Below are 26,399 nucleotides of genomic sequence, written 5' to 3'. Positions count from 1 at the left end.
TCTAAAAGCGGTCATTTCAATTTTGGGCTTACAATTGAATTTCGTATAAGAGATTTTATGTTAAATATTCATACGAGCTTATATAGGTTACCTATTCTACTCTTGCCTCATATATCTAAATTCCCAATTTTTTGCCTATATACTTTATCTCAATATCTGTTCCTATCAGTTTATAATGAATTCGTCCAGCGATACCTCCTGTAAAGAACAAGTGTGCTTCGTATCCTTTATATCCAAGGTCACTTAATAATCTGGCCCTATTTTGATGTTCACCTTGTGCATTTTTTACCGAAAAAGTAATTGTACAATTTGTATTTTCAGATTTTACTAAGTCTAAATTAACTCTAGATAAAGTTTCATAAATAGCTGGATAATGATTTGGTATAGCTTTTAAATTATCTTTAGCCTCATCTAGAAGAGTGATCTTAGTAAGGAAAGCGGAAGGATTTTCAATAAAATCATGCATATCTGGAATTTTTTCAAAAACTGAAAACCAATCTTGATGAGCGTTGACATGTTCACTTATAGAAGCATGTCTTAAATTAATTATTTTATCATCACTATCTATTTCATTAATTACTACATTTATTTCAGATGAATCCCAAGGTAGTTTCTTTTTATTAAATGAAAGTACTATAGAATCTAATAAATATGTCCAAGTTAATGATTCATAGGGTGTGTCTAGGTAGCTAGCTTCAACTCCAAAGAATTGATCTAATTTATTTTCATTATCGAGACTGTATGGACTCTTTTGTAGATTTATCTTGATTGCCTGAATCTCTTCTTTCACTTGATGCTTTAATTCATTTGGAACATTTCTAAAAGGTATATTCTCAGAAATTTTTAAGTCAAAAATAGATGTACTTAGATTTATTTGTACATTAGGTCTTAACTTTTTAATTGAGTTTAAAACTTTATAAAGATCTTTAATATTGTGAATAAACCATTCAGGGATTTCTTCATCAGTAAGAGATGGTGTGCAATCGAAAAATATAATATTAGAATTCATAGTTAGCTTAGTAACTCATCTAGTGCTTTCTCCCATTCATCAAAAAAACCCTCCGGCCATTTTAAAAATCGACCATTTTTTTGAAGTGATGGATAAATAATTTCCGTAATGCCTGTTTCATAATTCCTTTCGAAGTAAAAAACCTCAACATTCTCAGAGTTTATTAATAAGTTTTTTGTAGCTAAACGGATACCGTTTAGAAGGTGATCACTATGAGTTTCCACAAAAATTTGTACTCCGTCTTGAGCACATAATGCCAACAGAATTCCTAATTTTAATTGACCTCTTGGATGTAAATGTGCCTCAGGATTTTCTAATAATAAAATAGATTTTGGTTTAGCTGTAAGACAGCTAGTTATAATTGGAAGAGAATATGTAAGGCCATACCCTACATTAGTAGGTCGTCTATCCGCACTTTTCCTCTTTGACAGACTATTATATTTAAAGGACAAAGTTGCCGAATCAATATTATCAAAATTTTGAGTGTAAATTTCTGCTCCAGGACTTATTTCTTGTATCCAAGCAGTTATTTGGTCTTTCAAAATTTTAGTGGCAACACTGTGTCTACGGGTAGGATCTAAAGATGAAAATTCATCTTTCATTACTCTCATATCTGATACTGTAAAATCTTCATTTTGATTTATATAATCAATTGTAAATTCACCATTACAACCCAACCAACCTAAATCACGATTAATAGTACTTGCTTGAGGATATAAGTTTTTAGGAGAAATTCGATCAGCCTGTATATACTGTAAATTATGTAAAGCTTCTTGTAGCTTTTTAATATCGCCAATTTTAGTACCTCGCAGTGAATCTTGTGCAACTGAAGGGCTAAAATCATAGGTCAATTCAACAGCATTATTATCTTCTGAATTGATTTTAAAGACTACATCTTCATTAGAAGCTTCTTCTGATAAAATGTCATTAGATTTACCAAGAGATACTAAATCTCCTGATAAAAATAATTTTTCCCCATTGGGACTATAATTTAATGATTGTTTAATCAAGGCTAAAACTTGTAAAACAGAGCTTTTTCCTGAGCCATTTAAGCCCGTTAGAACATTAAGACCCTTAAACTTAAACTCTTGATTAACAATAGATTTAAAATTTTTAACTTCTAAATTATTTATCATAGCACTCTACAAAAAAGTGAAAATATTTCTTCAAACTTGTTCTTACGAATATAGAAAGAGTTATCTGAGCCAGTATTACTACTAAGAGCTTCAGAAAATTTTCTATCTTTCTTCATTTCACGCTCTGTCATCTCAACTACTTCTTTATTACTCTCATAGAGTTTATTTATTTCAGATTCACTATAAATTCCAGAACCTAAAAGGTATACTTGTATCTCAAAAACTGTTTTATTGATTGGATTTTTAGAATCTTTTGAAAAATCTAACTTTCTGAAAGAATGCTCTCCAAAAATTCTAATTGTATTCTCGATTCCTTTGAAAAATTTATCCTCTTCAATATCCCATCTTTTTTCATCCCAATTCATAATAAAATTAATTAAAGAAAAATTTAAAAAATCATCCAAGATATTTTTTTCACAACGATCTCCATTAGTCGAGAAAAGAGAAAAAACTCTAAGAATCATCTGATGATCTATCAATCTTTTTTTAGATATTTTATTTTTGGTATAATTTAAGAATTTACTTCCATTTGATATATTAGATACACGATCTCGCCATATACCAGGATAGATTGCATTTCTTATTTCCTGACCATTAACTGCTAAACCACCTTGATTTAATCTTGCAAAAATATTGAATCTAACTAAATCGGGAGTAGCAGGTCTAATGATGGTCGATGTAATTTCTAGTTCATTAATAATACGTTTATAATTTCTAGGTATCTCTTCAAATTTTTTACCATTTAAATCAATTAGATATTGCATATCACTGAGAATTAAATCATCTATTTTGATTTTTAAAGATCTTGATAGTTCTTTACTATCAATAAATTGGAATATAGTACTTAAACGTTGTAATCCATCTACGACAGAATAGTTTCCATTGATATCCTCATTAAAATAAAATGATGGCAATGGAATTCTTAAAATAATAGATTCAATTAATCTAGATTTTCTTTTATTATCCCAAAGGTCACTTGCTCGCTGAAAATCGGGATTCAAAACCAATTCATCATTTTGTAGTCGATCTAAGAGCTTTGAAATAGTCATTGGTTTAACAATAATATCTATTTTTGCAGTATCAAAAGGCGTATATGAATCAGAAATTTGAGGCTCCTTATCTTCTAACTCAATTTCAACATCACTTTCGAATTCAATAGTTTCTTGCACCATACTAAACCAACTAAACTATATTTAAAAATTATTATATAGATCATCTACATGTTGAGGTAGTGTTCCTACATATATTTTATATATCATTACTTTTATTCATAAAAACCCGAATCTCGGATAAGCAATCGACTTAAAAAAGAGAAAGACTAGCGCTATCAGTTGAGTTACCACACAAAACTCACAACTCTAGTCCTTATGATTGATAGTACCCAATTATTCTGCGTAATTGATGATTTTTTTCTAAAATTTGAATCAATCTATTGGAATTTCTTAAAGCAGAACTTTCGATGCTCAAGAGTTCGCCCTGCTCAACTCAGTATTTCTGAAATTATCTTTATTGCAATTTGGTATAAGTGCTCTCATTTCAATAATTTCAAAGCATTCTTTACAGCGTTAAAATATCACAATAGCCATCTATTTTAAGCATCTGCCATGTTATCAACGCATGATTCATCTGATGAATACACATCAACTAGCTTTACATGCCCTATATTTTGCTTTGATGAAAGATCAGCACAGCAATTATTTATGGATTGATTCAACTGCATTACCTGTCTGTAAAAATCAGCGGATACAACGTCATAAGTCTTTATCAGCTATTGCAACACGTGGAAAAAGCTCCATGGGCTGGCTCTTTGGCTGTAAGCTGCATTTACTGATGAATCAATCAGGTGGAATAGTCAATACGGTTTTATCCAATGGACATACAGCAGATATCAAATGGTGGCGCAATTAGTCAAAGGAATGATAGCCAAACCCTATGCTGATCGTGGCTATATTAGTCATGAACTTAAGAGCAGACTTAAAGATCAAGGCATTGATTTGATGACCTATCATCGTAAAAACATGCAAACCATTAAATTATCAAAAGCTGATAACTACCATTTAAAAAACGCAATAAAATAGAAACATTATTTAGCTTGCTAAAAGGGACACACAACTTAGTCACGAGCAAAGCACGAAGTATTACTGGTTATTTGGCAGGCATTTATGCTTCTTTATGTGCCTGTCAACTTTGTCATCAAAACAAGCCGATGGTTCGTATTATGGAAACATTGGCTTAAACAGGATTCGGGTTAAGTAGTTTTCCTAAAATCAATATAATACCAATTATACGAAATTTTTTATTTTATTTAATATAAATCATAAACTTACACTCAACAACTCCAGAGTTCAGCGCACTGGAATGGTTTTTTTGTGATTATTCATGTTCCACGCTTGTTATTTGATCAATGTTCCGCAGTTTTGCGTAGCCTCAATTAACCCTACCTAAAGCAGAAAAAATGTCCAGATAAAACAAGAATAGATGTCCAAGTAATTATTGATTTTACATCAAGAGACAGGTTAGCCTAATTCTAAAAGTATTGAAAATGCTATACACATATGAGCTCTATTCAAATAGTTTAAGGCAAAATAGAACCTTATGAATTCAATAATATTCAAAAATCACTATAAAAAAGTTTGCTATATAGCGAATATTTGCCATAATTTATCAAAAGTTTGCTATATAGCGAACAAATTTCTAGAGTTAAAATTGATATGGCTACAAGAGAAGAAATAGGTAAAGAAATACGTTTGGCAAGAAAAGCTCTGGGCTATACACAGAAAAATCTTTCAGAAAAAACGACCGTCAATAAAACAACAATTTCAGAAATAGAAAATGGCCATTTTACAGGCTCATTTAGTATATTCGAAAGTGTACTTAATGCCGTAGGTCTACAATTTGAAGTGGATAAAAAGAAGTATAAATTTCCGCACTGGGATGAAATTGAAGCAATGTTTGCGGAAGATGATGAATAAAAGTTTAGTGATTTAGATTATCAGTCAAAGTACAACAAAGATTAACTTTTAGATAAGAAAGTAGAAAGGCTATATTTATACGTCTTACGCCAAAAGGCAAAATAGAAATCGTAATTCCAGATCGTATAGCCTCAACACAAAATTATACCAATCAGTAAAACCCCCTTAGATTCAGTATGTATATGTCGGTTACTATTGTTGATTATCACAATAATTTTAGTGACCAAGAACCAAAGTACCTCACCCTACTTTAAGTTACACCACACAGAATAAAGACCATATATACATGTTATATATAGAATTTATTAAAATACAATTTGTGTAATTCTAGGTATTTTATGTCGGTGACTATTGCCAAGGTTGGGGTCGGGAGTTCGAGTCTCCTTTCCCGCTCCAAATTCAAAAAGCCCCCATCAAAAGATGGGGGCTTTTTTATTGCAGATTGAAAAACATTTGAATCAATTTATAGCCCTTTTTTAATCTTTGCATAGCTCTATGATATTGAGCATGTATTGGAGTTCAAGCTGATTGATCACCATTAATAAAAAGTATTAAAAAAAACAGCTAAGCCCCTGTCTTAGATATATTATTTTTAAAGTTGAATATCTACAAAGTTGCTAACACCAGATTTTCATCATCAATCCTCTTGTTGTTTTTCCCACATCTATTGTTTTAAATCAAACACTTATTTTATCAAATTTGCATATTTTTTATGCAGATTAAATGCTAAACAGACATTTTGCTAAGTTAAGAATAATCCATCATTTAAAGAATCACGGATTTACGAGTAGCGTTTTGATATCTATTAAAGGTGTCATTATGTCTCATTTAATCTCTGAAAATATTCATGTTATTGAAAATGACTTAGAAGCGATTCATGCAGCGTATCACGTTGCAGATTTTGCTTTGGAAGGTCGAAATGAACGTGATCAGAACCGCCTACTCCCATTTGCAGAAATCGACTTATTCAGTCAAAAAGGTTTAGGTGGCATTCGTATTCCCAAAAAATTTGGCGGTGCCTACGTGTCCAACAAGACACTGGCGCAGGTTTTTCGCATTATCAATAAAGCAGATTCTAGCGTGGGCCAAATTCCACAAAACCAAATTGCCTTGCTGTATATGATTGACCTCATGGGAACGGATGAGCAAAAAGCCTTTATTTTTAATGAAATTTTACAGGGAAAACGTTTAGCTAATGGTGGGCCAGAGCGCAACACCAAAGACACTAAAACCTTAAACACAACGCTGCGCATTGAAAATGGAAAGTATGTTGTTAATGGTGAAAAGTTCTATTCAACCGGCAGTAGTTTTGCAGATTGGTTGGCGATTAAAGCCGTTCACCCTGAAGGTCATGTTGTCCTGACCATCATTGATCGACATGCTACAGGCGTAGAAGTGATTGATAATTGGAATGGTTTTGGTCAGCGCACAACGTCTAGTGGCACCGTCAAACTGAACCATGTCGTGGTAGACCCCCTATTAATTTTTGATGAACGTAAGCTTTCTGCAGGGCCAACGTATCGAGGCGCCTTTTCACAATTGATGCAAGTCGCGATCGATGTCGGGATTGCGGAAGCTGCCTTTGCAGACACCCTTTCTGCGGTACAAAAAGCCCGTCCGATTGTGGATGCACAAGTTGAGAAAGCCAGTTTTGAGCCCTACACCCTACAAGAGGTGGGTAAATCTGCAGTTTTATTGGATGCTGCGATTTTACTTTTAGATGAAGCCGCAGATTATCTCGATGAATTAGATCAGCTTGATCAGGTGAGTGAACAACAAGCTGCTCTAGCTTCGATTCGTGTCGCAGAAGCCAAAATCTATGCCAATGATGCAGCCTTACAGATCTCTGAAAAACTCCTTGAGTTAGGCGGCAGCCGTGCAAGTTTGAGTGCCCATAACCTTGATCAACACTGGCGCAATGCCAGAGTACACACCTTACATGATCCTGTGCGCTGGAAGCTGCATACCTTAGGCGACTATTACTTAAATCATAAATTACCTGCACGCCATGCGTGGATTTAAGGAGAATTCTGATGACCTCATTTCCAAATATTAATTCGCTACAGGCCGCATCAACAACACCTGCGCATATTATTCAGTCCGATGCAGAAGCACTTGAAATTGCAAAACAATTAGCCGAAAAATTTAGAAAAAATGCCGTGCAACGTGATGCCGAACGCATACTGCCGTTTGATGAAATCGAGGCCTATAGTCAATCTGGTCTCTGGGCAATCACAGTTCCCAAGGCATTTGGCGGTGCCGAAGTTTCAAGTTATACCGTGGCGCAAGTGATTGCGCTTATGAGTGGTGTAGATGGCTCAATTGGGCAAATTCCACAAAACCATTTTTATGCATTGGAAGTATTACGAAACACCGGCACAACTGAACAAAAGCAAAAGCTTTATGCCGAAGTGCTTGCTGGCGCTCGTTTTGGCAATGCCTTAGCCGAGTTTAAAACCAAAACCGCTGCGCAAAAACAAACGTCGATTCGCCCTCATGACAATGGTTTTGTGGTGAATGGTGAAAAGTTTTATTGCACCGGCAGTTTATTTGCACATCGTATTCCCACATTGGTCAAAGACCAAGATGGTCGTGAATATTTAGCCTTTATTGCACGTGAAAGTACAGGTTTAGAGCTGATCGATGATTGGACAGGGTTTGGACAGCGCACCACGGGTAGCGGCTCTGTAAAATTTCACCAAGTTGCAGTTCCTGCCATAGATGTCATTCCCTTTGATCGGGCATTTACGGAGCCGACATTGGTTGGGCCATTTGCGCAAATTATGCATGCTGCGATTGAAGTCGGTATAGCCCGCGCAGCCTTTGAAGAAAGTTTAAGCCGCGTACACCAAGCTCGACCATGGATTGATTCAGGTCTTGATCTTGCAAGCGAAGATCCTTTAACCAAATACGAACTCGGTCGTATTGCCGCAGATGTCCGCGCCAGTGAGGTCTTGCTGAAACAAGCTGCTCGCTCCATCGATACTGCTCGCCCACAGCCCAATGCCGAAAACATCGCAAAAGCTTCTCTAGATGTCGCGAAAGTGCGTGCGCATAGTACTGAAACCGCACTTAAAGCTGCATCAAAATTGATTGAGCTTGCAGGCAGCCGTGGCAGTCAGCGTGAAGATGGTCTAGATCGTTTTTGGCGTAATGCACGTGTTCATACCTTGCATGATGCAGGGCGTTGGAAATATTTCTTCATTGCCAATTACCTCCTGAATGGCGTATTGCCCCCACGTCGAGGGACCTTGTAATGAGCCAAATTACGACGGCAGATACCCAATCACATCCAGCCAAGAAAATTTTACTGAATGCCTTCGACATGAACTGTGTCGGGCATATCAATCATGGCTTATGGACCCATCCCCGCGATGAGTCACACCGCTTTAATGAACTGAGCTATTGGACCGATCTTGCCAAAACCTTGGAGCAAGGGCTGTTTGACGGGCTATTTATTGCGGATATCACCGGGGTCTATGATGTTTATGAAGGCAATATTGATCTCACACTTAAAGAGTCGATCCAACTGCCGAGCCATGACCCCAGCACCCTAATTTCTGCAATGGCTGCGGTCACTGAAAACTTAGGTTTTGGTGTAACAGTCAATTTGAGCTATGAAACGCCTTATCAATTTGCACGTCGATTTGCCAGCCTAGACCACCTGACCCAAGGTCGAATCGGCTGGAATATCGTGACTGGATATTTAGATAGTGCAGAACGCCTCATTGGGCAAAAAGGCTTGAAAAATCATGACCTACGCTATGAACAAGCCGAAGAGTTTTTGCAGCTTTGCTATAAGTTTTGGGAAGGCTCGTGGGAAAATGATGCGGTTCAAAAAGATAAAGCTCATCGCATCTTTAGCGACCCCAAAAAAGTACATGCCATTCAACACCAAGGCAAGTTCTATCAAAGCCAAGGGGTATTTCAAGTTTCCCCTTCAATACAGCGCACCCCTGTGTTGTATCAGGCCGGTGCTTCACCACGTGGCTTAGCTTTTGCCACACAACATGCAGAAGGCATGTTTATCGGTGCAGACAGCGCAGAAAAAGTTAAAAATCAGGTACAAAAAATTCGCAGCCAAACCGCAGCGCAAGGGCGTGACCCACAAGCCATCAAACTCTTTGTAGGCATTACGGTAGTGACTGCAGAGACCGATGAGCTCGCCCAAGAGAAATTGGCTGAATACATTCGCTATGCCAACCCTGAAGCGGGACTGGCACACTTTTCCAGCTCGATTGGTATGAACCTCGCCAACTTTGCAGAAGATGAAGCCATTCCATATCAGCAGACCAATAGCATCGCATCGGTCAATCAAAAATTTAAAGAGCAAAAAATCACTCGCCAAGATTTGCGTGCTCAGCACGTTCTAGGTGGGCGTTATCCGCTCTTTGTTGGGAGTGGTGCCAACGTTGCAGAACAGTTGATTGATTATTTGGATGAAACTGGCATCGATGGATTTAATCTGACTCGCACCGTTGCACCTGAGTCATATCAAGATTTTATCCGTTTGGTCATTCCAGAATTACAGCAACGTGGTCGCTATAAAACTGCATATGACACCGGTAGTCTACGGCAAAAACTGTTTCAACAAGGTGACCATTTAGCAATGACACATCCCGCTCATCGCTACCGATGTCGCACTTCCGACACATCATCTCAGGCAGCACTTAAAAACGTTGAGACAGCATAAGCTGCAATTAAAAAACAATATTTTAGACAAAAAATTTAATTATTTCGAAATATAGAGGTGTGCCATGGCACAAACAGCAAAATCTAAATTCACACTGATTGGTGTGATCGTAGCCATCTTGGTGATTGGCTTAGTTATTTGGAATCAACAAAAGAAAAGTCATCAAAGTGAATTGGTGATTGGGATTAGCCCATCTTTTGCTAAACCCTTAAAAGTTGCCGCAGATGAAGCCAAGCAGCAAGGGCTGAACGTGAAATTGGTGGAATTTTCGGACTGGAATACCCCGAATATCACCCTAAACCACGGCGATATTGACGCGAACTTTTTCCAACATCAGCCGTTTCTAGACAATGCAAAAAAAGAAACGGATTTTAAAATCAAAGCCTTTGATGTCGGTGCTGCAACCCATGTCGGACTGTATTCAATTAAGTATAAAAACTTTGCTGATTTACCCCATAAAGCCAAAGTGGTGATTCCGAATGATCCGGTCAATCAGGGCCGTGCCTTACAACTGTTACAGCAAGCCAAGCTCATTGAACTGAAACAGCCAGATAACTTTTTATCGACTTTAAATGACATTGCTGCGAATCCTAAACAGCTTCAATTTATTGAGGTGGAAGGCCCTCAAACGGCACGTGCAATTGATGATGTCGATCTGGCTTTTGGCTATCCACATTATTTACGTTTAGCAAAAACTGCCGATCCTGAAAATGCATTGTTTTTTGACTCCAATACCGACAAGCGTTTTGCCATCTTATTTGCCGTACGTGATGACTATGTCGATCGTGACGATAAACTGCGTAAATTTGTCGATATTTATCAAAACTCACCTAAAGTTAAACAAGCATTAGACGCAGATTTTGGTGCAAAACTGTGGTTCCCTGGTTGGAAATAAGGAGTCACTCATGGTGAGTTTCGGTTCATCGGTTGAATTTGCCGTCCCGCATATCCAAATCAAAAATTTAAATAAATTTTATGATGTGCAAGGACAGCAGGTTCATGCCTTAAAAGATATCAATCTGAATATTCCACAAGGCAAAATATTCGGCATTATTGGGAAAAGTGGCGCGGGTAAATCCTCACTGATTCGAACGCTGAATGGCTTAGAACAAATCAGTGATGGCAGTATTCACATCCATCAACAGGAATTATCTCGCCTAAATCACGCAGAGTTGATTGCTCTGCGTCAGCGTATTGGGATGATTTTTCAGCATTTTAATTTGATGTCTGCCAAAACCGTGTATGACAATATCGCGCTGCCCCTTAAAATCGCTAATTTCAGTCAAGCCGATATCGCTCAGCGAGTGAATGAAGTGCTGAAGCTGGTAGGTCTTGAAAATAAAGCAGCGCACTACCCTTCTCAACTTTCGGGCGGGCAAAAACAACGTGTTGGGATTGCACGAGCGTTAGTTCATCATCCGGAAATTTTACTCTGTGATGAAGCGACTTCTGCACTCGATCCTGAAAGTACTTCTGTTGTGCTGTCTTTGCTTAAAGAAATTAATCAAAAGCTTGGTATCACCATTGTGTTGATTACCCATGAAATGCAGGTCATTCGCGAGATTTGCGATCAAGTTGTGGTGATCGATCAAGGCGAAATTGTAGAAGCAGGACAGGTTTGGAACGTGTTTTCTACGCCTCAGCAGCAGATCACACAAGAGTTACTCAACCTTGAACAACTTGATTTACCAAGCGACATTCAGCCACAACCGTCAGATTCAAATGATCAAATCATTTTAAAATTACGATATGAATCGACACTACAACAGTCGCCTGACTTAAAGTTTATTTTTGATCAATTTCAGGCGCCAGTACATCTGTATCAAAGTCATATCGATAGTATTCAAGGGCATTTAATTGGCTCGTTGATTGTTGCTGTGGACCACAGCCATTTAGAGATCAACGCCTTATCTGAACAACTTAAACACCATATCGCACAGATTGAGGTACTTGGCTATGCACGATCAACTCATTGATTTACTGATTAGTGGAACCATTGATACTTTACTGATGGTCGGCGTTTCAGCTTTTGTGGCCTTTCTGATCGGCCTGCCTTTAGCAGTCGTCTTGGTGTGTAGTGCTGAACACGGGATTTATCCTTCAAAAAGCCTAAACCACACCCTAGGTTGGTTGGTCAATATTACCCGTTCGGTACCTTTTCTAATTTTAATGGTGGCGCTCATTCCGCTCACGCGCTTTATTGTGGGCACCAGTTATGGCGTTTGGGCTGCCGTCGTGCCTTTAACCCTTGCGGCCACGCCTTTTTTTGCACGCATTGCAGAAGTGAGTTTACGTGAAGTCGATCAAGGTCTGATTGAGGCCGCTCAAGCCATCGGCTGTAATCGCAAACAAATCATTTGGCATGTGCTGCTCCCTGAAGCGCTTCCTGGTATCGTAGCGGGCTTTACTGTGACCTTGGTGACCATGATTAATTCTTCTGCCATTGCAGGGGCTATCGGTGCAGGTGGTTTGGGGGATATTGCTTACCGTTACGGTTATCAACGCTTTGATATGCAAATCATGCTGGCAGTGATAGTGGTCTTGGTCGCGATCGTGATGCTGGTTCAAGCCTGTGGAGATCACATTTCCAACCAATTGGATAAACGCAAAATTTAAAACGACCCTCACAATTATTTTTCGTATTTCTTAGAAAAAAGCGTGCGGCTACACATAAAAAAATACCCTAATCTGGATTAGGGTATTTTTTCGATCCGATGCAAAATCGATTCTGTTCAATCAGCATCTTTAGACCAAATTAATAAGTCACACGGACATAATCACGATACTCAGGTTTCCAAAAATTCTCTTCAATCGCATGTTCGAGCACTTCAACGCTGACATTTGGCGCAACACCATCAGCAATCGCAGCCAATGCCACTTTCAATGCGATTTTCTTCGAAATATCCTGTAAATAATCCAAACTTGGCAATAAATCGGCATTTGGATCTGCCAATTTTGGTGAACAGTCTGCCAACGCCGTACTCGATGCCATCAGCATATTTTCCGTCACACGTTTCGCCCCAGATGCAATCACACCGAGACCAATCCCCGGGAAAATATAGGAGTTATTACACTGTGAAATCTGATGAATCTTGCCATGATAATTCACTGGTGCAAATGGACTGCCAGTCGCAATCAGGGCCTTACCTTTGGTCCACTCGATAATATCTGCAGGCACCGCTTCGACACGTGATGTTGGATTAGACAGTGGTAACACAATAGGCTGTTCACAATTCGCAGCCATCGTTTCAATGACCTCTTGGCTAAACAGTCCCGGTTGTCCCGAAACGCCAATCAATACAGTCGGTTTAGCATGTGTAACTACATCCAATAGCGAAATGACTGAATCTGCATTTGCCCAATGAGCAACGTTATCCGGTGCTTGCGCAAGTTTGCGTTGGAAATCTAAAAGATTCGGCTGATTTTCAGTAATTAAACCAAAGCGATCGACCATAAACACCCGCGCACGCGCTTGAGCATCGGTTAAACCTTCCGCCACCATTTGCTTGATGATCTGTTCTGCAATCCCGCAACCTGCTGAACCTGCCCCTAGGAATGTGACGATTTGATCTTTGAGCTGCTTGCCTGCTGCACGTGATGCCGCAATTAAACTTCCGACAGACACCGCTGCTGTTCCTTGAATATCATCATTAAAGCAGCAAATTTTATCGCGATATTTTTCCAATAAAGGCATCGCATTTTTTTGTGCAAAGTCTTCAAATTGAATCAGCGCTTTAGGCCAACGTTGTTGTATGGCTTTAATCACGTCATCGACAAATTGATAATATTCTTCACCACTGATGCGAGGCTGACTCCATCCCATATAAATCGGGTCATTCAACAGCTGTTGGTTATTGGTTCCGACATCTAAAGTAATCGGCAATGTATAAGCTGGACTGATCCCACCACATGCGGTGTACAGCGACAACTTACCAATCGGAATCCCCATCCCGCCAATGCCTTGGTCACCAAGTCCAAGAATACGTTCACCGTCCGTAATAACGATCACTTTCACGTTCTTTTTATTCACGTTATGAATAATTTGGTCAATATGATCACGGTCAGGATATGAAATAAAGATCCCACGATGACGACGATAAATGTCCGAGAAGCGCTGACAAGCCTCACCCACTGTTGGTGTATAGATGATCGGCATCATCTCACTGAGGTGGTTTTCAATTAAGTGATAGAACAGCGTCTCGTTGGTGTCTTGAATATTACGCAGGTAAATATGCTTATTGATATCACTATTAAATGCACAATATTGCTGATAAGAACGCTGACTTTGCTCTTCAATGCTTTCTGTGACGTGTGGAATTAAACCGTGCAAATTAAAGCTCTTACGTTCATCTTCATTAAACGCAGAGCCTTTATTTAAAAGTGGGAGTTCTAAAAGTGTATTTCCGGCATAAGGAATATATAAAGGACGTTTCGTTTTCAAATTTTCACTAGGCATTATTTAACTCGTTTAATTAATCTTTTGTTTCGCACTGCAAAAAGCGAAATGTACAAAAGTGACTATCTCGTTATTTGTTATAGCCTATCCTGATTCGAGCGCTTTGGGGCATTTAGTAAATTGATAGTAGTTTTAGTTAGATTTTATAATCTGATAACTCGATCATGCATCCAATCATCGCAACGCCTATTTTGGCTTAAATGTATACGACTTTTAGCGAATCTTAGAAAATAACAAAAATAATTAATGATTAAATTTCAATCAATTAAATAAGTTCAATACAAAGCCCTAAATTTGGTAGGTCTTTGGTAGGTGTGAATTTAAAACATCCCTCGCAATACTCAGTTTAGGTGAGTATCACCCATAACAAATGACAATGAATGGTAGAAGGAATCGCACCATGGCTTTTAAAAATATTGCAGATCAAACAAACGGTTTTTACATCCCTTGTGTTTCACTTTTTGGTCCCGGCTGCGCTAAAGAAATTGGCGCAAAGGCGCAAAATCTTGGCGCTAAAAAAGCGCTCATTGTGACCGATGCCGGTCTATACAAATTTGGTGTGGCAGACACCATTGCCGGGTATTTAACTGAAGCTGGCGTAGAAAGTCACATCTTCCCGGGCGCAGAACCCAACCCAACTGACACCAACGTACATAGCGGTGTAGATGCCTACAATGACAATGGATGTGACTTTATTGTCTCTCTCGGCGGCGGCTCTTCTCATGACTGTGCCAAAGGCATTGGCTTAGTGACTGCGGGTGGTGGCCATATTCGTGACTATGAAGGCATCGATAAAAGTACAGTGCCAATGACTCCCCTGATTGCGATTAATACCACCGCAGGTACGGCATCAGAAATGACCCGTTTCTGTATCATTACCAATACCGACACCCACGTTAAAATGGCGATTGTCGATTGGCGTTGTACGCCTCTTATCGCCATTGATGACCCGAAACTAATGATTGCAAAACCTGCGGCGCTCACTGCAGCAACCGGTATGGATGCATTAACGCATGCGGTCGAAGCTTATGTTTCTACAGCAGCTAATCCCATTACCGATGCTTGTGCTGAAAAGGCCATTGCAATGATCAGTGAATGGCTCAGCCCTGCCGTCGCCAATGGCGAAAACCTAGAAGCACGTGATGCGATGAGCTATGCACAGTACTTAGCAGGGATGGCATTTAACAATGCATCTTTAGGTTATGTCCACGCGATGGCTCACCAACTTGGCGGCTTCTACAACTTGCCACATGGCGTATGTAATGCCGTGCTGCTACCACACGTTTGCGAATTTAACCTGATTGCCTGCCCTGACCGATATGCACGTATCGCACAGCTCATGGGTGTGCCAACCGACGGTTTAACGGTGACTGAAGCGGCTTATGCAGCGATTGCAGCAATCCGTGAACTCTCTGCTTCGATTGGCATTCCATCGAGCCTTTCTGAACTTGGTGTGAAAGAACAAGACCTCAGCATCATGTCTGAAAATGCGCAAAAAGATGCCTGCATGCTAACCAATCCACGTAAAGCGACTCATGCTCAAGTGGTTGATATTTTCAAGGCAGCGCTTAAAGCCAATACCTCTGTGGTCGACTTCAAAGCGGCCGTTTAATTTAAGCCCTTAAAGGTCTTCATGTTTAAGTGACCTAAGTGCCTACATTACCCTTTGAGTTTAGTGATGTAGGTCAACTGAATCCATTTCACTTTTTATTTCAGGGAAGCGACTATAGATTGGTCGCTTTCATACTGAGGTCACTCTTTTTTAGTCCGCATATCAGCATCGATTATTCATTTGACAAAAGCTCATAGCTCATCAAGGATAAAGCATAATGTCCAATAATATTAATGAGTATAATAATGAGCCATTTACCAATTCAGTATCAGCCTGATATTTTGGGCGCAGGTTATGAACAAGCCACGCTGACCTTCCCTGATGATTATGAAGGCCCTGTGGTTGCCACACTGGTTCGCAAAAAAGCAGCGGCTCCAACCTCCAAAGCGGTGCTCTATATCCATGGTTTTATCGATTATTTTTTCCAAACCGAAATGGCGGAACGCTTCAATCAGCACGGTTTCGACTTTTATGCCTTAGATTTAAGAAAGTATGGCCGCTCAATCCGCCCGCATCAAAAATACTATAATGTGCATGCACTGTCTGAATACGATGCCGAAATAGATCAAGCCCTAACGATCATTGCTGATGAAGGTCATGATGCCTTGCTGCTCTGTGGTCATTCTACCGGTGGCTTAACCACCACTTTGTATGCGGCGCATCATCAAAATCATCCTTTAATTCAAGCCCTTTGGGTTAACAGCCCATTTTATGATTTCAACATGAATCCAGTGAAACGCGCACTGGGTATTCCACAGCTGAGTAAATTGGCAAAGACTTTTCCAAATCTAAAATTCCCAAGTGAACTAAATAAATGGTACACCGCCAGCTTACACCGTGAACTCAAGGGTGAATGGAGCTTCAATTTAGACTGGAAAAAGACCCGCTATCCAATGGTGTATTTAAGTTTTGTACGGGCAATTTATGAGGCTCAAAAGGAAATTCATCAAGGTGTGACGATTGATGTACCGGTATTAGTGATGCATTCACATCAAACTAAAAATCCCAAAAAATGGGGTAAAGCAGCGCAGACCAGTGATGTGATTTTGGGTGTAAAAGATATCCAAAAATATGCCAAAAAAATTCAAGGCGATGTCACCATTCAAAGTATCCAAAATGGTTTACATGACTTAGTCCTTTCTGAGAAATCAGCACGCGAACAAGTCTATACCCAGCTCTTTCAATGGCTGGCCAATAAAGGCCTTTAATAGCCTGTATGACATTGCAACTTACTGTTTTAATTTCAACAAGGTCTGATGTACGGGATGTGATCTCGGCATCAGCTCAATCAGGCGTTCAACCGCATCGATAGCTTCAGGGAAACGCGCGACATGTTTGAGTAGAACATCCGTTTCTTTGGCATTAAAAATCGCTTGGCTCAATCGTGACTCAAGACAATCACGCCATGCCCCTAAAAATGGGCTTTCAGTTTTAGCCAAGAAAACCCCTGAACACAGTTTTAAGGCCGAATCGATATAACCTGCATCTAAAGCTTGCTCGGCTTGCAAAAAATCGGCTTCGACTTGTGCCAATAAACGATAGGGACGTGAGCCTAGCATGCCGCCCAAAATATCGCGTAGCTGCGACATTTCCGCTTTTAAAGTCCCAACACTCACCTTGCGTTCACCATATAAGGCTTGATGCAAAGTATCTAAGGTCATGCCTTGCGGACATAGCGCCAAGATGGTCAAAATTTCTATTTGCCGCGGGGTCAGCACCATCACTTTGCCATTAAATAACACTTGCGGCACAGCAAAGGCCCGAATATACAAATGCTGTTTTTGAAAATCGAGTAAAGCCGATTGAATAATCGAAGCGCAGCGTTCGGCCGCAAGTAGCCCTAAACTATTGTGGTTTTTCCACACGGTGGATAAATCAACCACGCCCAAAATTTGCTGCGTATGTGGATCGATAATCGGTGCTGCATAGCAGACCCATTCATGTACTGATGGCATGTAATGTTCATTTGAAAACACACAACTCGACTGTTGGGTTTTTAAAGACAACGCTAATGCATTGGTGCCGACCAATTCTTCTCGCCATTGCCCACCTGCAATAAAATGCACACTTTCCGCAGCACTTTGCATTTGCCGACTCGACGCACTCCAAATAATCGTGCTACCTACATCGCCCACGGCAAGTACCATCGACGACTGTTCGGCAATGTGTTTTAAATCTTCGGCACAATGTTGCAACGCATGATGCAATGCCGACTGTTGTTGACTTTGAGGGCTTAAATTTACCAAAGGCGCAGCACTCCGATTTTCCGGAATTTCCGCCTGCGCCGATCGCTGCCAAGAGCTCGCAATGCTCTCATTCAATTGCGAGGTTTGCTGCTTTGACAGACTCATGCCCTGCCTTAACCGTTCGACATTCTGTCGTTTTTCAGATAAATCCTTCTGTATCATCATTCATTATTCTCACAACAATTCATGACTAAAAATCCGTTTCCCGGCTTTTGTTTTTAAGACTGAAAAAAAATATTGTAAACCTTCTTGTCTCCAACCTTTTTCCAACCTTATACAGGCTATGCTAATCAAATAATGTACAAAAGTACCTTATACCAAAGCTGTAGATTGCCACAGATGGGCAGCCCAACAAGATCATAATAAACAAGCAAAGGAAAATTCATATGCGTTATGTCGATCCTAATCAACCCGGTTCAAAAGTTCAGTTTAAAGCTCAGTATGAAAACCTGATTGGTGGCCAATGGGTCGCGCCAGTGAAAGGTGAATACTTTGAAAATATCTCCCCTGTAGACGGTAAAGTTTTTACCAAAGTGCCACGTTCTTCTGCTGAAGATATTGAATTGGCTTTGGATGCAGCGCATAAAGCCAAAGCCCAATGGAACGCCTCTTCCCCAACCACACGCTCAAATATTTTATTAAAAATTGCCGATCGACTTGAAGAAAACCTAGAGCTCCTTGCGGTCGCAGAAACCTGGGACAACGGTAAACCGATTCGTGAAACCTTAGCCGCTGATATTCCACTGTGTATTGATCATTTCCGTTATTTTGCCGGCTGTATCCGTGCCCAAGAAGGCGGCATTTCTGAAATTGATGAAAATACTATTGCTTACCATTTCCATGAACCACTTGGTGTGGTCGGTCAAATTATTCCGTGGAATTTCCCAATCTTGATGGCGGCTTGGAAACTTGCTCCAGCATTGGCTGCGGGAAACTGCATCGTGTTGAAACCTGCGGAGCAAACGCCTGTCAGCATCTTGGTCTTGGCTGAACTCATTCAAGACCTACTCCCACCGGGCGTGCTGAATATTGTGAATGGTTATGGTGTTGAAGTCGGTCGCCCATTGGCGACCAATCCACGCATCTCAAAAATCGCCTTCACAGGTTCAACCGCTGTCGGTCAAATGATCATGCAATATGCGACTGAAAATATCATTCCTGTGACTTTAGAACTTGGTGGAAAATCACCAAATATCTTCTTTGAAGACATCATGGACAAAGACGATGAGTTCTTAGATAAAACACTCGAAGGTTTTGCCATGTTTGCGCTGAACCAAGGTGAAATTTGCACATGTCCATCACGTGCATTGGTACAAGAAAGCATTGCAGATCGATTCTTGGAAATGGCAGTAGAACGTGTGAAACGTATTAAGACGGGTCATCCACTCGATACCGATACCATGATTGGTGCACAGGCATCGCAAGAGCAGCAAGACAAAATTTTAGGTTGTATCGCTACAGGTAAAAATGAAGGTGCACAGCTCATTACTGGTGGTGATCCACGCAATGAAGTCGGTACAGGTTTCTATATTGAACCAACCATTTTCAAAGGCACCAATGACATGAAGATTTTCCAAGAAGAAATCTTCGGCCCTGTGCTTTCAGTTACCACCTTTAAAGACTTCGACGATGCCATCAAAATTGCCAATGACACGATTTATGGTCTCGGTGCAGGTGTTTGGTCACGTTCAGCGCATACTTCTTACCGTGCAGGCCGTGCGATTCAGGCGGGCCGTGTTTGGACTAACTGCTACCACATCTATCCTGCACACGCAGCATTCGGTGGCTACAAAAAATCAGGGATCGGCCGGGAAAACCACAAAATGATGCTTGATCATTATCAACAAACCAAAAACCTCTTGGTGAGCTATGACACCAAACCAATGGGCTTCTTCTAAGCAGCATTGAACAATACATGAGATAAAAAGCGAACTTCGGTTCGCTTTTTTGTTAGAAGCCTCTTCAAAGAATTCATTAAAATTTCTTTTAAAAAGCTGCAAATTTTCTTATGCTTGCTAAACAAATAACTTTATTAATTAAAAATATTTAAATAGCTATGAAATATTGTGTCTCCTGTGGAGAAAAAGCATTAGTACAACATCACTTTTGTAGTGCCTGTGGTCATTCATTTGGTGATCAAGTGTCAGACAAACCTAAGCAAGCACGTTATCCCGCATTTGTGCCCAACCAAGATGATATTTCGACCTATGAACATCATCTCAAATACTTAAACAAATTAAGCTCTTTCCAAAGCAAAGTATTCTATCTTTTCTTCTTTGGTGCTTTCGCGGTCATGTTTTTTACTTTCACAAGTGTATTTTCAGGTTGGGCGTCTGTTTCCAAAGCATTTGAATCTATATGGCTATTTCCTTTTTGTATCATCAGTTGTATTGCCATAAAATTTACAAGTTTGGACTATTGGCTTGCTAAACAAATTTATGGTCGAAATTATCGTTATAAAGACAATGGATTAAGACTCGTTTACCAAGAGCTACCAAGCGCTAAAAATCATAAAGATGAATTTATCTGTATCTTTTGCGGCAATAAACGATTCTTTCGTAAAGGTATTTATGCAAGCGATTCATGCACCGTAAATTGCACCAAATGTCAGCATTATTTATATACGGAATAAAGCTTAAGTTTTTTAAGTTAGTACCCCAAAAATAAGACTCAATACAAATGAAAGCTGAGTAAAAGTAGATGTAAGTAAGACAATCAGCCATGATCCATTCTATAATTCCACTTACATCTACAATGACTTCTGCATTCCCGCCCTAAAACTGGTGCTCATATTCAGTAGCATTCACTCAAGTATTCGTCCAATTAGGCTGATCGTGATGAAGCCTGTAAAGCCGCCTCAACAAAATGCAAATGATCGACACCCCAATACAATTCATCATCGACAAACCAACTTGGCGCCCCAAACACACCATGTTCAATAGCTTCTTCGGTAATAACTTTAAGCTCAGACTTTACTTTTTCATCTTCAAGCCATGATTTAACTTGCTCTACATCCAATCCAAGCTCTTGCATCAATTGAATTAATTCATTGAGATCATTTAAATTGCGTGGCTGACCAAACATCGCGTTAAAAATACCCGTCAGTACATTGAGAAATGCTTCAGGCTGAAATAACTGGACTGCGGTTATCAAACGCATCAACTGCAAAGTATTGATTGGAAAATACGGATTCATTTGCAGGGGAATCTGCCATAGATCTGACCAGCGCTTAAGATCCCGCATGGAATAGCGTGCCTTGGCAGGCACAGCCATCGGACTACTGTTGCCAGTAGCTTTAAACACTCCACCCAATAACATCGGTTTCCAGATAATCTCTGCCTGATATTGCTCAGCAATGTGCTGAATACGGTGAAATCCGATGTAGCTATATGGACTGCCAACATCAAAATAAAACTCGATTAATTTCATTTTTTTCGTCCTTTTTTGCTTATTTTCCTAATATTTTTAAATCAGTGCTTACCAATGTTCCATCCATGGTCGCAGATCTAATTCATGCGTCCATGCATCCCGTGGTTGCTGTGAGAGATGCCAATAATTTTCCGCAATATGTACTGGATTTAAAATACCATCTTGCTCTTTTTTAGCATAAAGATCAGGGAATGTATCTTTGATAAAATCGGTATCAATTGCACCATCAACCACCACATGCGCAACATGAATATTACGTGGACCTAGTTCCCGTGCCATACTTTGTGCCAATGCCCGCAGCGCATGTTTTGCCCCTGCAAATGCTGCAAAACCAGTAGCACCACGAATCCCTGCAGTCGCCCCCGTAAAAATAATCGTGCCAGATTCACGGCTCACCATGCGTTTTGCCACTTCCCGACCAGTTAAAAAAGCCGAGAAACATGCCATCTCCCATATTTTGAAATATTTACGCGCTGTTTCTTCCAAAATACTACATGACACATTGGCACCGATATTAAAAACCATGACCTCAATCGGGCCAATGTTTGATTCAATGTGCTCAATGAGTTCAATCACTTGCTCTTCTTTTCGAGCATCCGAACCAAAGCCAAAAGCAGTCCCTCCCTGTGCTTGAATTTCAGCAATTAAGGGCTGTAGTTTGTCGACATTACGCCGCGTCATACATGCGGTATAACCACCACGAGCAAAGCGTTTGGCAATTTCACCGCCAGTGGCATCTCCTGCACCAATCACTAAAGCGACTTTTGCTGAAGTCTTGTTGATTTGTTGCATAGTCTCACTCCATTGCTGTTTTATTTTTATTCCACACTCATTTTATTTACGCGTCGGTTTTAAACCACACTTTATTAAATAACGATCGTTACTATAACGAATACTATGTTATGATTAATTTATCGTCAATCATAATTTTTTAGGGTCATGCACATGCGCTATAAACCCGAATACAAACAACAAAAACGCCAAGAACTTTTAACCATCAGCGGACAAATTGCGAAAAAAGACGGCTTTGCCGCAACAGGTGTGGATGGATTCATGAAAGCCGCCGGCGTCACCAGTGGTGCCTTTTACTCACATTTTTCGTCTAAACAAGAGCTACTTAAAGCCTTAATTGAACATGAGTTACAACACAGTTTTGATATGTGGCAAAGCAACCCGCATCATAATGCAGCCGACTGGATTAATTTTGAATTAGACCGTTATTTAACCCCTTCCCACCTTGAACATCCTGAACAAGGCTGTGTTTTGCCGACACTTGCGACCGAAGTAGCTCGTGCAGATGACACGATTAAACAGGCCTATGAAAAGGAATTACTGCGCGGTCATGCTTTATTTAGCGCACATTTGGCGAGTGAGGAAAAAGCTTGGGCCATAATGTCCCAACTGGTCGGTGCGGTTTTAATTGCACGGGCAATGCATGATCCCGAATTACAAAAAAGCATTTTGCAGGCCAATAAAATGGTCATTCAAGATTATTTAGCTGCACACTCAGCTGCATAAGTGACGATTATTTTATGTGATCCTTCATGTAGTTATGCGATTAAACGCTTCCGATAAACTGCCAGCTCCCTATGGCTTAATTATCCAATATCCGTATAAGGTTGCCAATTTTTATGCTTTTCAATCGCTTAAAGATTGGGCATAAATGGCACAATTCAAATAAAGTCCTCTTTTCAAGGTTCTGACGACTGTGTATAACAATGAGCCATTAAAGGAAAATGATAAGCATAGGCAAAGAACGCAAAAAAACGTTAGACTATGCAACAATCAATGCAAGTAAATGTCATTCGAGACAAACAAAAAGGTGAAGATTGATGCCGCTCAATACTGTTGAAGAGCTCGTAGCTGATATTCGTGCAGGAAAAATGGTCATCCTGATGGATGATGAAGATCGTGAAAATGAAGGCGACCTTGTTATCGCTGCGACCCACGTACGCCCTGAAGATATCAACTTCATGATTACGCATGCGCGTGGTCTTGTGTGCTTAACGCTCAGCAAAGAGCGTTGCCAACAGTTAAATTTACCACTCATGGTTGATGCCAATGGTGCGCAGCACGGTACCAACTTTACCTTGTCTATTGAAGCAGCAAATGGCATTTCAACAGGCATCTCACCTGCTGAACGTGCGCACACCATTCAAACTGCTGTAGCAGCACATGCAAAACCCGCTGATATTGTGCAGCCAGGCCATATTTTCCCGCTGATGGCGCAGCCAGGTGGTGTACTACACCGTGCAGGTCATACTGAAGCAGGCTGTGACTTATCTCGTTTAGCCGGCCTAGAACCCGCATCTGTGATTTGTGAAATCATCAATGAAGACGGCACTATGGCGCGTCGCCCAGACCTTGAAGTGTTTGCTGAAAAGCATGGCTTAAAAATGGGGACGATTGCGGACTTAATTCACTACCGAATGACCAATGAACAAACTGTTGAGCGCATTGATCAACAAACCTTAGATACAGAATACGGTACATTTGAATTGTTCCGTTATCGTGAAATTGGTAATCCAGATATTCATTTAGCACTGGTTAAAGGCGAACCGAAACAAGGGGTAACCACAGTTCGTGTGCATGGTTTCAGCCCAGTTCGTGACTTATTAAAACTGAATAAACAAGATGGCGCTCCGGCGTGGAATCTCGATAAAGCACTCAAAGAAATCGCATCCAGCGATCGTGGTGTTTTAGTGTGGATTGGTCAGCGTCATTTACAGGACTTAGGCCCTGCTTTAGAAAATTTAACTGCACCGAAAAATGTTAAATCCAATGCAGCACTGTCACAGCAGTATCAAACCATTGGTGTCGGCGCACAAATTTTACGTGATTTAGGCGTGGAAAAAATGAAGCTTCTTAGCTCGCCATTACGCTTTAATGCATTATCAGGTTTTAACTTAGAAGTGGTGGAATACATCACCGCAAATCAAACATCAGAGAAATAATCGAGGTTGCTATGGCAGTTCGCCGTATTGAAGGTATGTTACATCTCGCGAACGAAGACCGTTATGCGATTTTAGTTGGTCGTTTTAATAGCTTTGTTGTTGAACATTTGCTAGAAGGTGCCGTTGATACATTGAAACGTCATGGCGTATCAGAGGATAATATCACTATTGTTCATGCACCGGGTGCTTGGGAACTTCCAGTGGTTGCAAAGAAACTTGCAGCTTCAGATCGTTTCGATGCCATCATCGCGCTTGGCGCAGTGATTCGTGGTAGCACGCCTCACTTCGATTTTGTTGCTGGCGAATGTGCCAAAGGTTTAGGCGTTGTTGGTCTAGACACTGGCTTACCAGTAATTAATGGTGTATTGACTACGGATAGTATTGAACAAGCGATTGAACGCTCGGGTACAAAAGCAGGTAATAAAGGTAGTGAAGCTGCCTTGACTGCTATTGAAATGGTTAACTTGTTAAAGGCTATTTAACGCTATGTCGCAAACACTTCAAGCAACTTATGCAGCAAAACGTAAAGCACGTCGCTTTGCTGTACAAGGAATTTATGAATGGCAAATGAGCCGCAATCCTGTGCATGAGATTGAAGCACGTACGCGTGTGGAAAATGCCATGCACAAGGTAGATCTCGGCTATTACCACGAGTTATTGACCGAGGTTGTTGCCAATCATGAAGCATTGGATGCGCTTTTAATCCCTGTACTCGATCGCGAAGTTGAAGCCTTAGATGGCGTTGAACTTGCAACCCTTCGTTTAGGCTCGTATGAACTCAAAGAACACCTTGAGATTCCTTACCGTGTCGTACTCGATGAAGCGATCGAGTTAGCTAAACATTTTGGCGGTGCAGACAGCCATAAGTACATCAATGGTGTATTGGATCGTTTAGCGACTACATTGCGTGCAGCAGAAAAGCAACAAGCTAATTAATTTATTAAGTAGTACGTTGTATGGCTGAGTTCTCTATCATTGATACCTATTTTAATCGTCACAGCAGTAGTGCTGTCGATTTAGGGGTCGGTGATGACTCAGCCTTGCTCACCCCTCCTCCACAGCAACAATTGGTCATCTGTGCCGATACTCTCGTTGCTGGACGTCACTTCCCTCTCGACACCAACCCACATGCTATTGGCTGGAAATCTGTTGCCGTCAATTTATCTGACATTGCTGCAATGGGTGCCAAACCGCATAGTATTTTACTGGCATTAAGCCTACCCCAAATTGATCATGAATGGCTCAAAGGCTTTAGTCAGGGTTTATATGATTGTTGCGATCAATTTGGTGTGAGTTTAATCGGTGGGGATACCACTCAAAGTCCACATCTGACGATTTCAGTCACAGCATTAGGCTGGGTCGATATAGGCAAAGCAGTAACCCGCTCAGGCGCTCAAGTTGGTGATTTCATTTGTGTCAGCGGTCAAGTTGGCGATGCTGCGTATGGATTACAGCATTTAGGACACCCACTGCAAAAGCGTTTAGATTATCCAACACCACGTTGCCAACTTGGTCAACAGCTCAAAGGCTTAGCTCATAGCATGATCGATGTCTCTGACGGCTTGGCTCAGGACTTAGGACATATTTTGCATGCCTCTAAAGTGGGTGCAGAAATCGAGTTAGATCAACTTCCTATCGACGACCATGTAAAACAATTACAACAAGAATCCCAATGGCAGTACGCACTCGCGGGTGGTGATGACTATGAGTTATGCTTTACAATAAGCCCGCAGAATTATCAAAAACTTCTGCAACTAAAATTAGATGTAAACATTAGTAAAATCGGTCAAATCACCCCAAATTTGGGAATCCGTTATAACAACCACGGTGTGGACCAAGTCATAAAATTTAAGGGATACCAGCATTTTGCATAAGCCAGCCATTAACTTTAA

23 protein-coding genes and 1 pseudogene are annotated in these 26,399 nt (G+C 40.5%); 17 read left to right on the top strand and 7 right to left on the bottom strand.

All coding sequences use genetic code 11. The features are described 5' to 3' along the window. Window positions 1-115: 115 nt before the first annotated feature. Genes FTU29_RS12525 through FTU29_RS12515 form a run of 3 tightly spaced genes read right to left on the bottom strand, consistent with a single transcriptional unit; the run spans window position 116 to window position 3,317 of the window. Entirely contained in the window at window positions 116-1,009 is an 894-nt protein-coding gene (locus tag FTU29_RS12525) for a hypothetical protein (protein WP_180122164.1), read from the bottom strand. Between the two features lie 2 nt (window positions 1,010-1,011). Then, window positions 1,012-2,145 (bottom strand): DUF3696 domain-containing protein, encoded by a 1,134-nt coding sequence (locus tag FTU29_RS12520; protein ID WP_180122162.1) that lies wholly within the window; start codon window positions 2,143-2,145, stop codon window positions 1,012-1,014. Further along, on the bottom strand, window positions 2,142-3,317 hold the full coding sequence (locus FTU29_RS12515) for a DUF262 domain-containing protein (protein WP_180122160.1): 1,176 nt from the start codon (window positions 3,315-3,317) through the stop codon (window positions 2,142-2,144). Before FTU29_RS12515 ends, FTU29_RS12520 begins: the two co-directional genes overlap by 4 nt. A 195-nt stretch (window positions 3,318-3,512) precedes the next feature. Between FTU29_RS12515 and FTU29_RS12510 the strand changes: the two are divergent. The 8 genes and pseudogenes from FTU29_RS12510 (at window position 3,513) to FTU29_RS12475 (ending at window position 12,426) form a co-directional block, all read left to right on the top strand. Further along, a pseudogene (locus FTU29_RS12510) lies at window positions 3,513-4,381 on the top strand (IS982 family transposase). Between the two features lie 475 nt (window positions 4,382-4,856). Then, complete coding sequence (locus tag FTU29_RS12505; protein WP_180122158.1) at window positions 4,857-5,117, top strand: helix-turn-helix domain-containing protein; 261 nt, start codon at window positions 4,857-4,859, stop codon at window positions 5,115-5,117. A 795-nt stretch (window positions 5,118-5,912) separates the two neighbouring features. Continuing rightward, window positions 5,913-7,139, top strand: a complete 1,227-nt coding sequence (locus FTU29_RS12500; RefSeq protein WP_180122156.1) for an SfnB family sulfur acquisition oxidoreductase — start codon at window positions 5,913-5,915, stop codon at window positions 7,137-7,139. A gap of 11 nt (window positions 7,140-7,150) precedes the next feature. Beyond that, window positions 7,151-8,374, top strand: coding sequence for an SfnB family sulfur acquisition oxidoreductase (locus FTU29_RS12495; protein ID WP_180122154.1), 1,224 nt, complete (start codon window positions 7,151-7,153; stop codon window positions 8,372-8,374). Beyond that, window positions 8,374-9,810: an LLM class flavin-dependent oxidoreductase gene (locus tag FTU29_RS12490; RefSeq protein WP_180122152.1), complete on the top strand. Its 1,437-nt coding sequence runs from the start codon at window positions 8,374-8,376 to the stop codon at window positions 9,808-9,810. Before FTU29_RS12495 ends, FTU29_RS12490 begins: the two co-directional genes overlap by 1 nt. Window positions 9,811-9,874: 64 nt before the next feature. After that, window positions 9,875-10,705, top strand: a complete 831-nt coding sequence (locus FTU29_RS12485; RefSeq protein WP_180122150.1) for a MetQ/NlpA family ABC transporter substrate-binding protein — start codon at window positions 9,875-9,877, stop codon at window positions 10,703-10,705. Window positions 10,706-10,715: 10 nt separating this feature from the next. Next, window positions 10,716-11,786, top strand: a complete 1,071-nt coding sequence (locus FTU29_RS12480; RefSeq protein ID WP_180122148.1) for a methionine ABC transporter ATP-binding protein — start codon at window positions 10,716-10,718, stop codon at window positions 11,784-11,786. Continuing rightward, window positions 11,767-12,426 (top strand): methionine ABC transporter permease, encoded by a 660-nt coding sequence (locus FTU29_RS12475; protein WP_078191524.1) that lies wholly within the window; start codon window positions 11,767-11,769, stop codon window positions 12,424-12,426. Before FTU29_RS12480 ends, FTU29_RS12475 begins: the two co-directional genes overlap by 20 nt. Before the next feature lie 139 nt (window positions 12,427-12,565). On the opposite strand, the gene FTU29_RS12470 is transcribed toward FTU29_RS12475, so the two are convergent. Beyond that, a complete protein-coding gene (locus FTU29_RS12470) occupies window positions 12,566-14,266 on the bottom strand; it encodes an NAD-dependent malic enzyme (RefSeq protein WP_180122146.1) in 1,701 nt (566 codons plus the stop codon). Window positions 14,267-14,666: 400 nt separating this feature from the next. Between FTU29_RS12470 and FTU29_RS12465 the strand changes: the two genes are divergently transcribed. Beyond that, the gene (locus FTU29_RS12465; RefSeq protein WP_180122144.1) at window positions 14,667-15,878 is read left to right on the top strand and encodes an iron-containing alcohol dehydrogenase; all 1,212 of its coding nucleotides are present in this window, start codon (window positions 14,667-14,669) and stop codon (window positions 15,876-15,878) included. 245 nt (window positions 15,879-16,123) lie between these two features. After that, a complete protein-coding gene (locus tag FTU29_RS12460) occupies window positions 16,124-17,086 on the top strand; it encodes an alpha/beta hydrolase (RefSeq protein ID WP_180122136.1) in 963 nt (320 codons plus the stop codon). 21 nt (window positions 17,087-17,107) lie between these two features. Here the strand turns inward: FTU29_RS12460 and FTU29_RS12455 are convergent, their stop codons facing one another. Next, on the bottom strand, window positions 17,108-18,289 hold the full coding sequence (locus FTU29_RS12455; protein WP_078194070.1) for a transcriptional regulator: 1,182 nt from the start codon (window positions 18,287-18,289) through the stop codon (window positions 17,108-17,110). Window positions 18,290-18,510: 221 nt separating this feature from the next. On the opposite strand from FTU29_RS12455, the gene FTU29_RS12450 reads away from it, so the two are divergent. Together FTU29_RS12450 and FTU29_RS12445 are read left to right on the top strand one after the other, a co-directional pair. Next, window positions 18,511-20,022, top strand: a complete 1,512-nt coding sequence (locus FTU29_RS12450) for an aldehyde dehydrogenase family protein (protein WP_180122134.1) — start codon at window positions 18,511-18,513, stop codon at window positions 20,020-20,022. A 242-nt stretch (window positions 20,023-20,264) separates the two neighbouring features. Beyond that, window positions 20,265-20,756: a hypothetical protein gene (locus tag FTU29_RS12445; RefSeq protein ID WP_180024783.1), complete on the top strand. Its 492-nt coding sequence runs from the start codon at window positions 20,265-20,267 to the stop codon at window positions 20,754-20,756. Between the two features lie 191 nt (window positions 20,757-20,947). Here the strand turns inward: FTU29_RS12445 and FTU29_RS12440 are convergent, their stop codons facing one another. Beyond that, on the bottom strand, window positions 20,948-21,553 hold the full coding sequence (locus tag FTU29_RS12440) for a 2-hydroxychromene-2-carboxylate isomerase (RefSeq protein WP_180122132.1): 606 nt from the start codon (window positions 21,551-21,553) through the stop codon (window positions 20,948-20,950). 48 nt (window positions 21,554-21,601) lie between these two features. Continuing rightward, window positions 21,602-22,345 (bottom strand): SDR family oxidoreductase, encoded by a 744-nt coding sequence (locus tag FTU29_RS12435; RefSeq protein WP_180122130.1) that lies wholly within the window; start codon window positions 22,343-22,345, stop codon window positions 21,602-21,604. Window positions 22,346-22,498: 153 nt separating this feature from the next. Here FTU29_RS12435 and FTU29_RS12430 point away from each other — a divergent pair, with 153 nt between their 5' ends. The 5 genes from FTU29_RS12430 (at window position 22,499) to thiL (ending at window position 26,381) form a co-directional block, all read left to right on the top strand. Then, window positions 22,499-23,071 (top strand): TetR/AcrR family transcriptional regulator, encoded by a 573-nt coding sequence (locus tag FTU29_RS12430; RefSeq protein ID WP_180122129.1) that lies wholly within the window; start codon window positions 22,499-22,501, stop codon window positions 23,069-23,071. A gap of 314 nt (window positions 23,072-23,385) precedes the next feature. Then, on the top strand, window positions 23,386-24,507 hold the full coding sequence (ribBA, locus tag FTU29_RS12425; protein WP_078191533.1) for a bifunctional 3,4-dihydroxy-2-butanone-4-phosphate synthase/GTP cyclohydrolase II: 1,122 nt from the start codon (window positions 23,386-23,388) through the stop codon (window positions 24,505-24,507). A gap of 11 nt (window positions 24,508-24,518) precedes the next feature. Continuing rightward, the gene (ribE, locus tag FTU29_RS12420) at window positions 24,519-24,989 is read left to right on the top strand and encodes a 6,7-dimethyl-8-ribityllumazine synthase (protein ID WP_111885509.1); all 471 of its coding nucleotides are present in this window, start codon (window positions 24,519-24,521) and stop codon (window positions 24,987-24,989) included. A gap of 4 nt (window positions 24,990-24,993) precedes the next feature. Then, complete coding sequence (gene nusB, locus FTU29_RS12415) at window positions 24,994-25,443, top strand: transcription antitermination factor NusB (protein WP_180024787.1); 450 nt, start codon at window positions 24,994-24,996, stop codon at window positions 25,441-25,443. Window positions 25,444-25,463: 20 nt separating this feature from the next. Further along, complete coding sequence (gene thiL, locus FTU29_RS12410; RefSeq protein ID WP_180122127.1) at window positions 25,464-26,381, top strand: thiamine-phosphate kinase; 918 nt, start codon at window positions 25,464-25,466, stop codon at window positions 26,379-26,381. Window positions 26,382-26,399: the final 18 nt, after the last annotated feature.

It is taken from the genome of Acinetobacter sp. YH12086, assembly GCF_013419345.1.
Classification (GTDB): domain Bacteria; phylum Pseudomonadota; class Gammaproteobacteria; order Pseudomonadales; family Moraxellaceae; genus Acinetobacter; species Acinetobacter amyesii.
This window is presented reverse-complemented; position numbering and strand designations above follow the sequence as displayed.

Coding starts and splice junctions, on each gene's coding strand:
- FTU29_RS12525 (WP_180122164.1), bottom strand. CDS start 1,009: ATGAATTCTAATATTATATTTTTCGATTGCACACCATCTCTTACTGAT.
- FTU29_RS12520 (WP_180122162.1), bottom strand. CDS start 2,145: ATGATAAATAATTTAGAAGTTAAAAATTTTAAATCTATTGTTAATCAA.
- FTU29_RS12515 (WP_180122160.1), bottom strand. CDS start 3,317: ATGGTGCAAGAAACTATTGAATTCGAAAGTGATGTTGAAATTGAGTTA.
- FTU29_RS12505 (WP_180122158.1), top strand. CDS start 4,857: ATGGCTACAAGAGAAGAAATAGGTAAAGAAATACGTTTGGCAAGAAAA.
- FTU29_RS12495 (WP_180122154.1), top strand. CDS start 7,151: ATGACCTCATTTCCAAATATTAATTCGCTACAGGCCGCATCAACAACA.
- FTU29_RS12490 (WP_180122152.1), top strand. CDS start 8,374: ATGAGCCAAATTACGACGGCAGATACCCAATCACATCCAGCCAAGAAA.
- FTU29_RS12485 (WP_180122150.1), top strand. CDS start 9,875: ATGGCACAAACAGCAAAATCTAAATTCACACTGATTGGTGTGATCGTA.
- FTU29_RS12480 (WP_180122148.1), top strand. CDS start 10,716: ATGGTGAGTTTCGGTTCATCGGTTGAATTTGCCGTCCCGCATATCCAA.
- FTU29_RS12475 (WP_078191524.1), top strand. CDS start 11,767: ATGCACGATCAACTCATTGATTTACTGATTAGTGGAACCATTGATACT.
- FTU29_RS12470 (WP_180122146.1), bottom strand. CDS start 14,266: ATGCCTAGTGAAAATTTGAAAACGAAACGTCCTTTATATATTCCTTAT.
- FTU29_RS12465 (WP_180122144.1), top strand. CDS start 14,667: ATGGCTTTTAAAAATATTGCAGATCAAACAAACGGTTTTTACATCCCT.
- FTU29_RS12460 (WP_180122136.1), top strand. CDS start 16,124: ATGAGCCATTTACCAATTCAGTATCAGCCTGATATTTTGGGCGCAGGT.
- FTU29_RS12455 (WP_078194070.1), bottom strand. CDS start 18,289: ATGATGATACAGAAGGATTTATCTGAAAAACGACAGAATGTCGAACGG.
- FTU29_RS12450 (WP_180122134.1), top strand. CDS start 18,511: ATGCGTTATGTCGATCCTAATCAACCCGGTTCAAAAGTTCAGTTTAAA.
- FTU29_RS12440 (WP_180122132.1), bottom strand. CDS start 21,553: ATGAAATTAATCGAGTTTTATTTTGATGTTGGCAGTCCATATAGCTAC.
- FTU29_RS12435 (WP_180122130.1), bottom strand. CDS start 22,345: ATGCAACAAATCAACAAGACTTCAGCAAAAGTCGCTTTAGTGATTGGT.
- FTU29_RS12430 (WP_180122129.1), top strand. CDS start 22,499: ATGCGCTATAAACCCGAATACAAACAACAAAAACGCCAAGAACTTTTA.
- ribBA (WP_078191533.1), top strand. CDS start 23,386: ATGCCGCTCAATACTGTTGAAGAGCTCGTAGCTGATATTCGTGCAGGA.
- ribE (WP_111885509.1), top strand. CDS start 24,519: ATGGCAGTTCGCCGTATTGAAGGTATGTTACATCTCGCGAACGAAGAC.
- nusB (WP_180024787.1), top strand. CDS start 24,994: ATGTCGCAAACACTTCAAGCAACTTATGCAGCAAAACGTAAAGCACGT.
- thiL (WP_180122127.1), top strand. CDS start 25,464: ATGGCTGAGTTCTCTATCATTGATACCTATTTTAATCGTCACAGCAGT.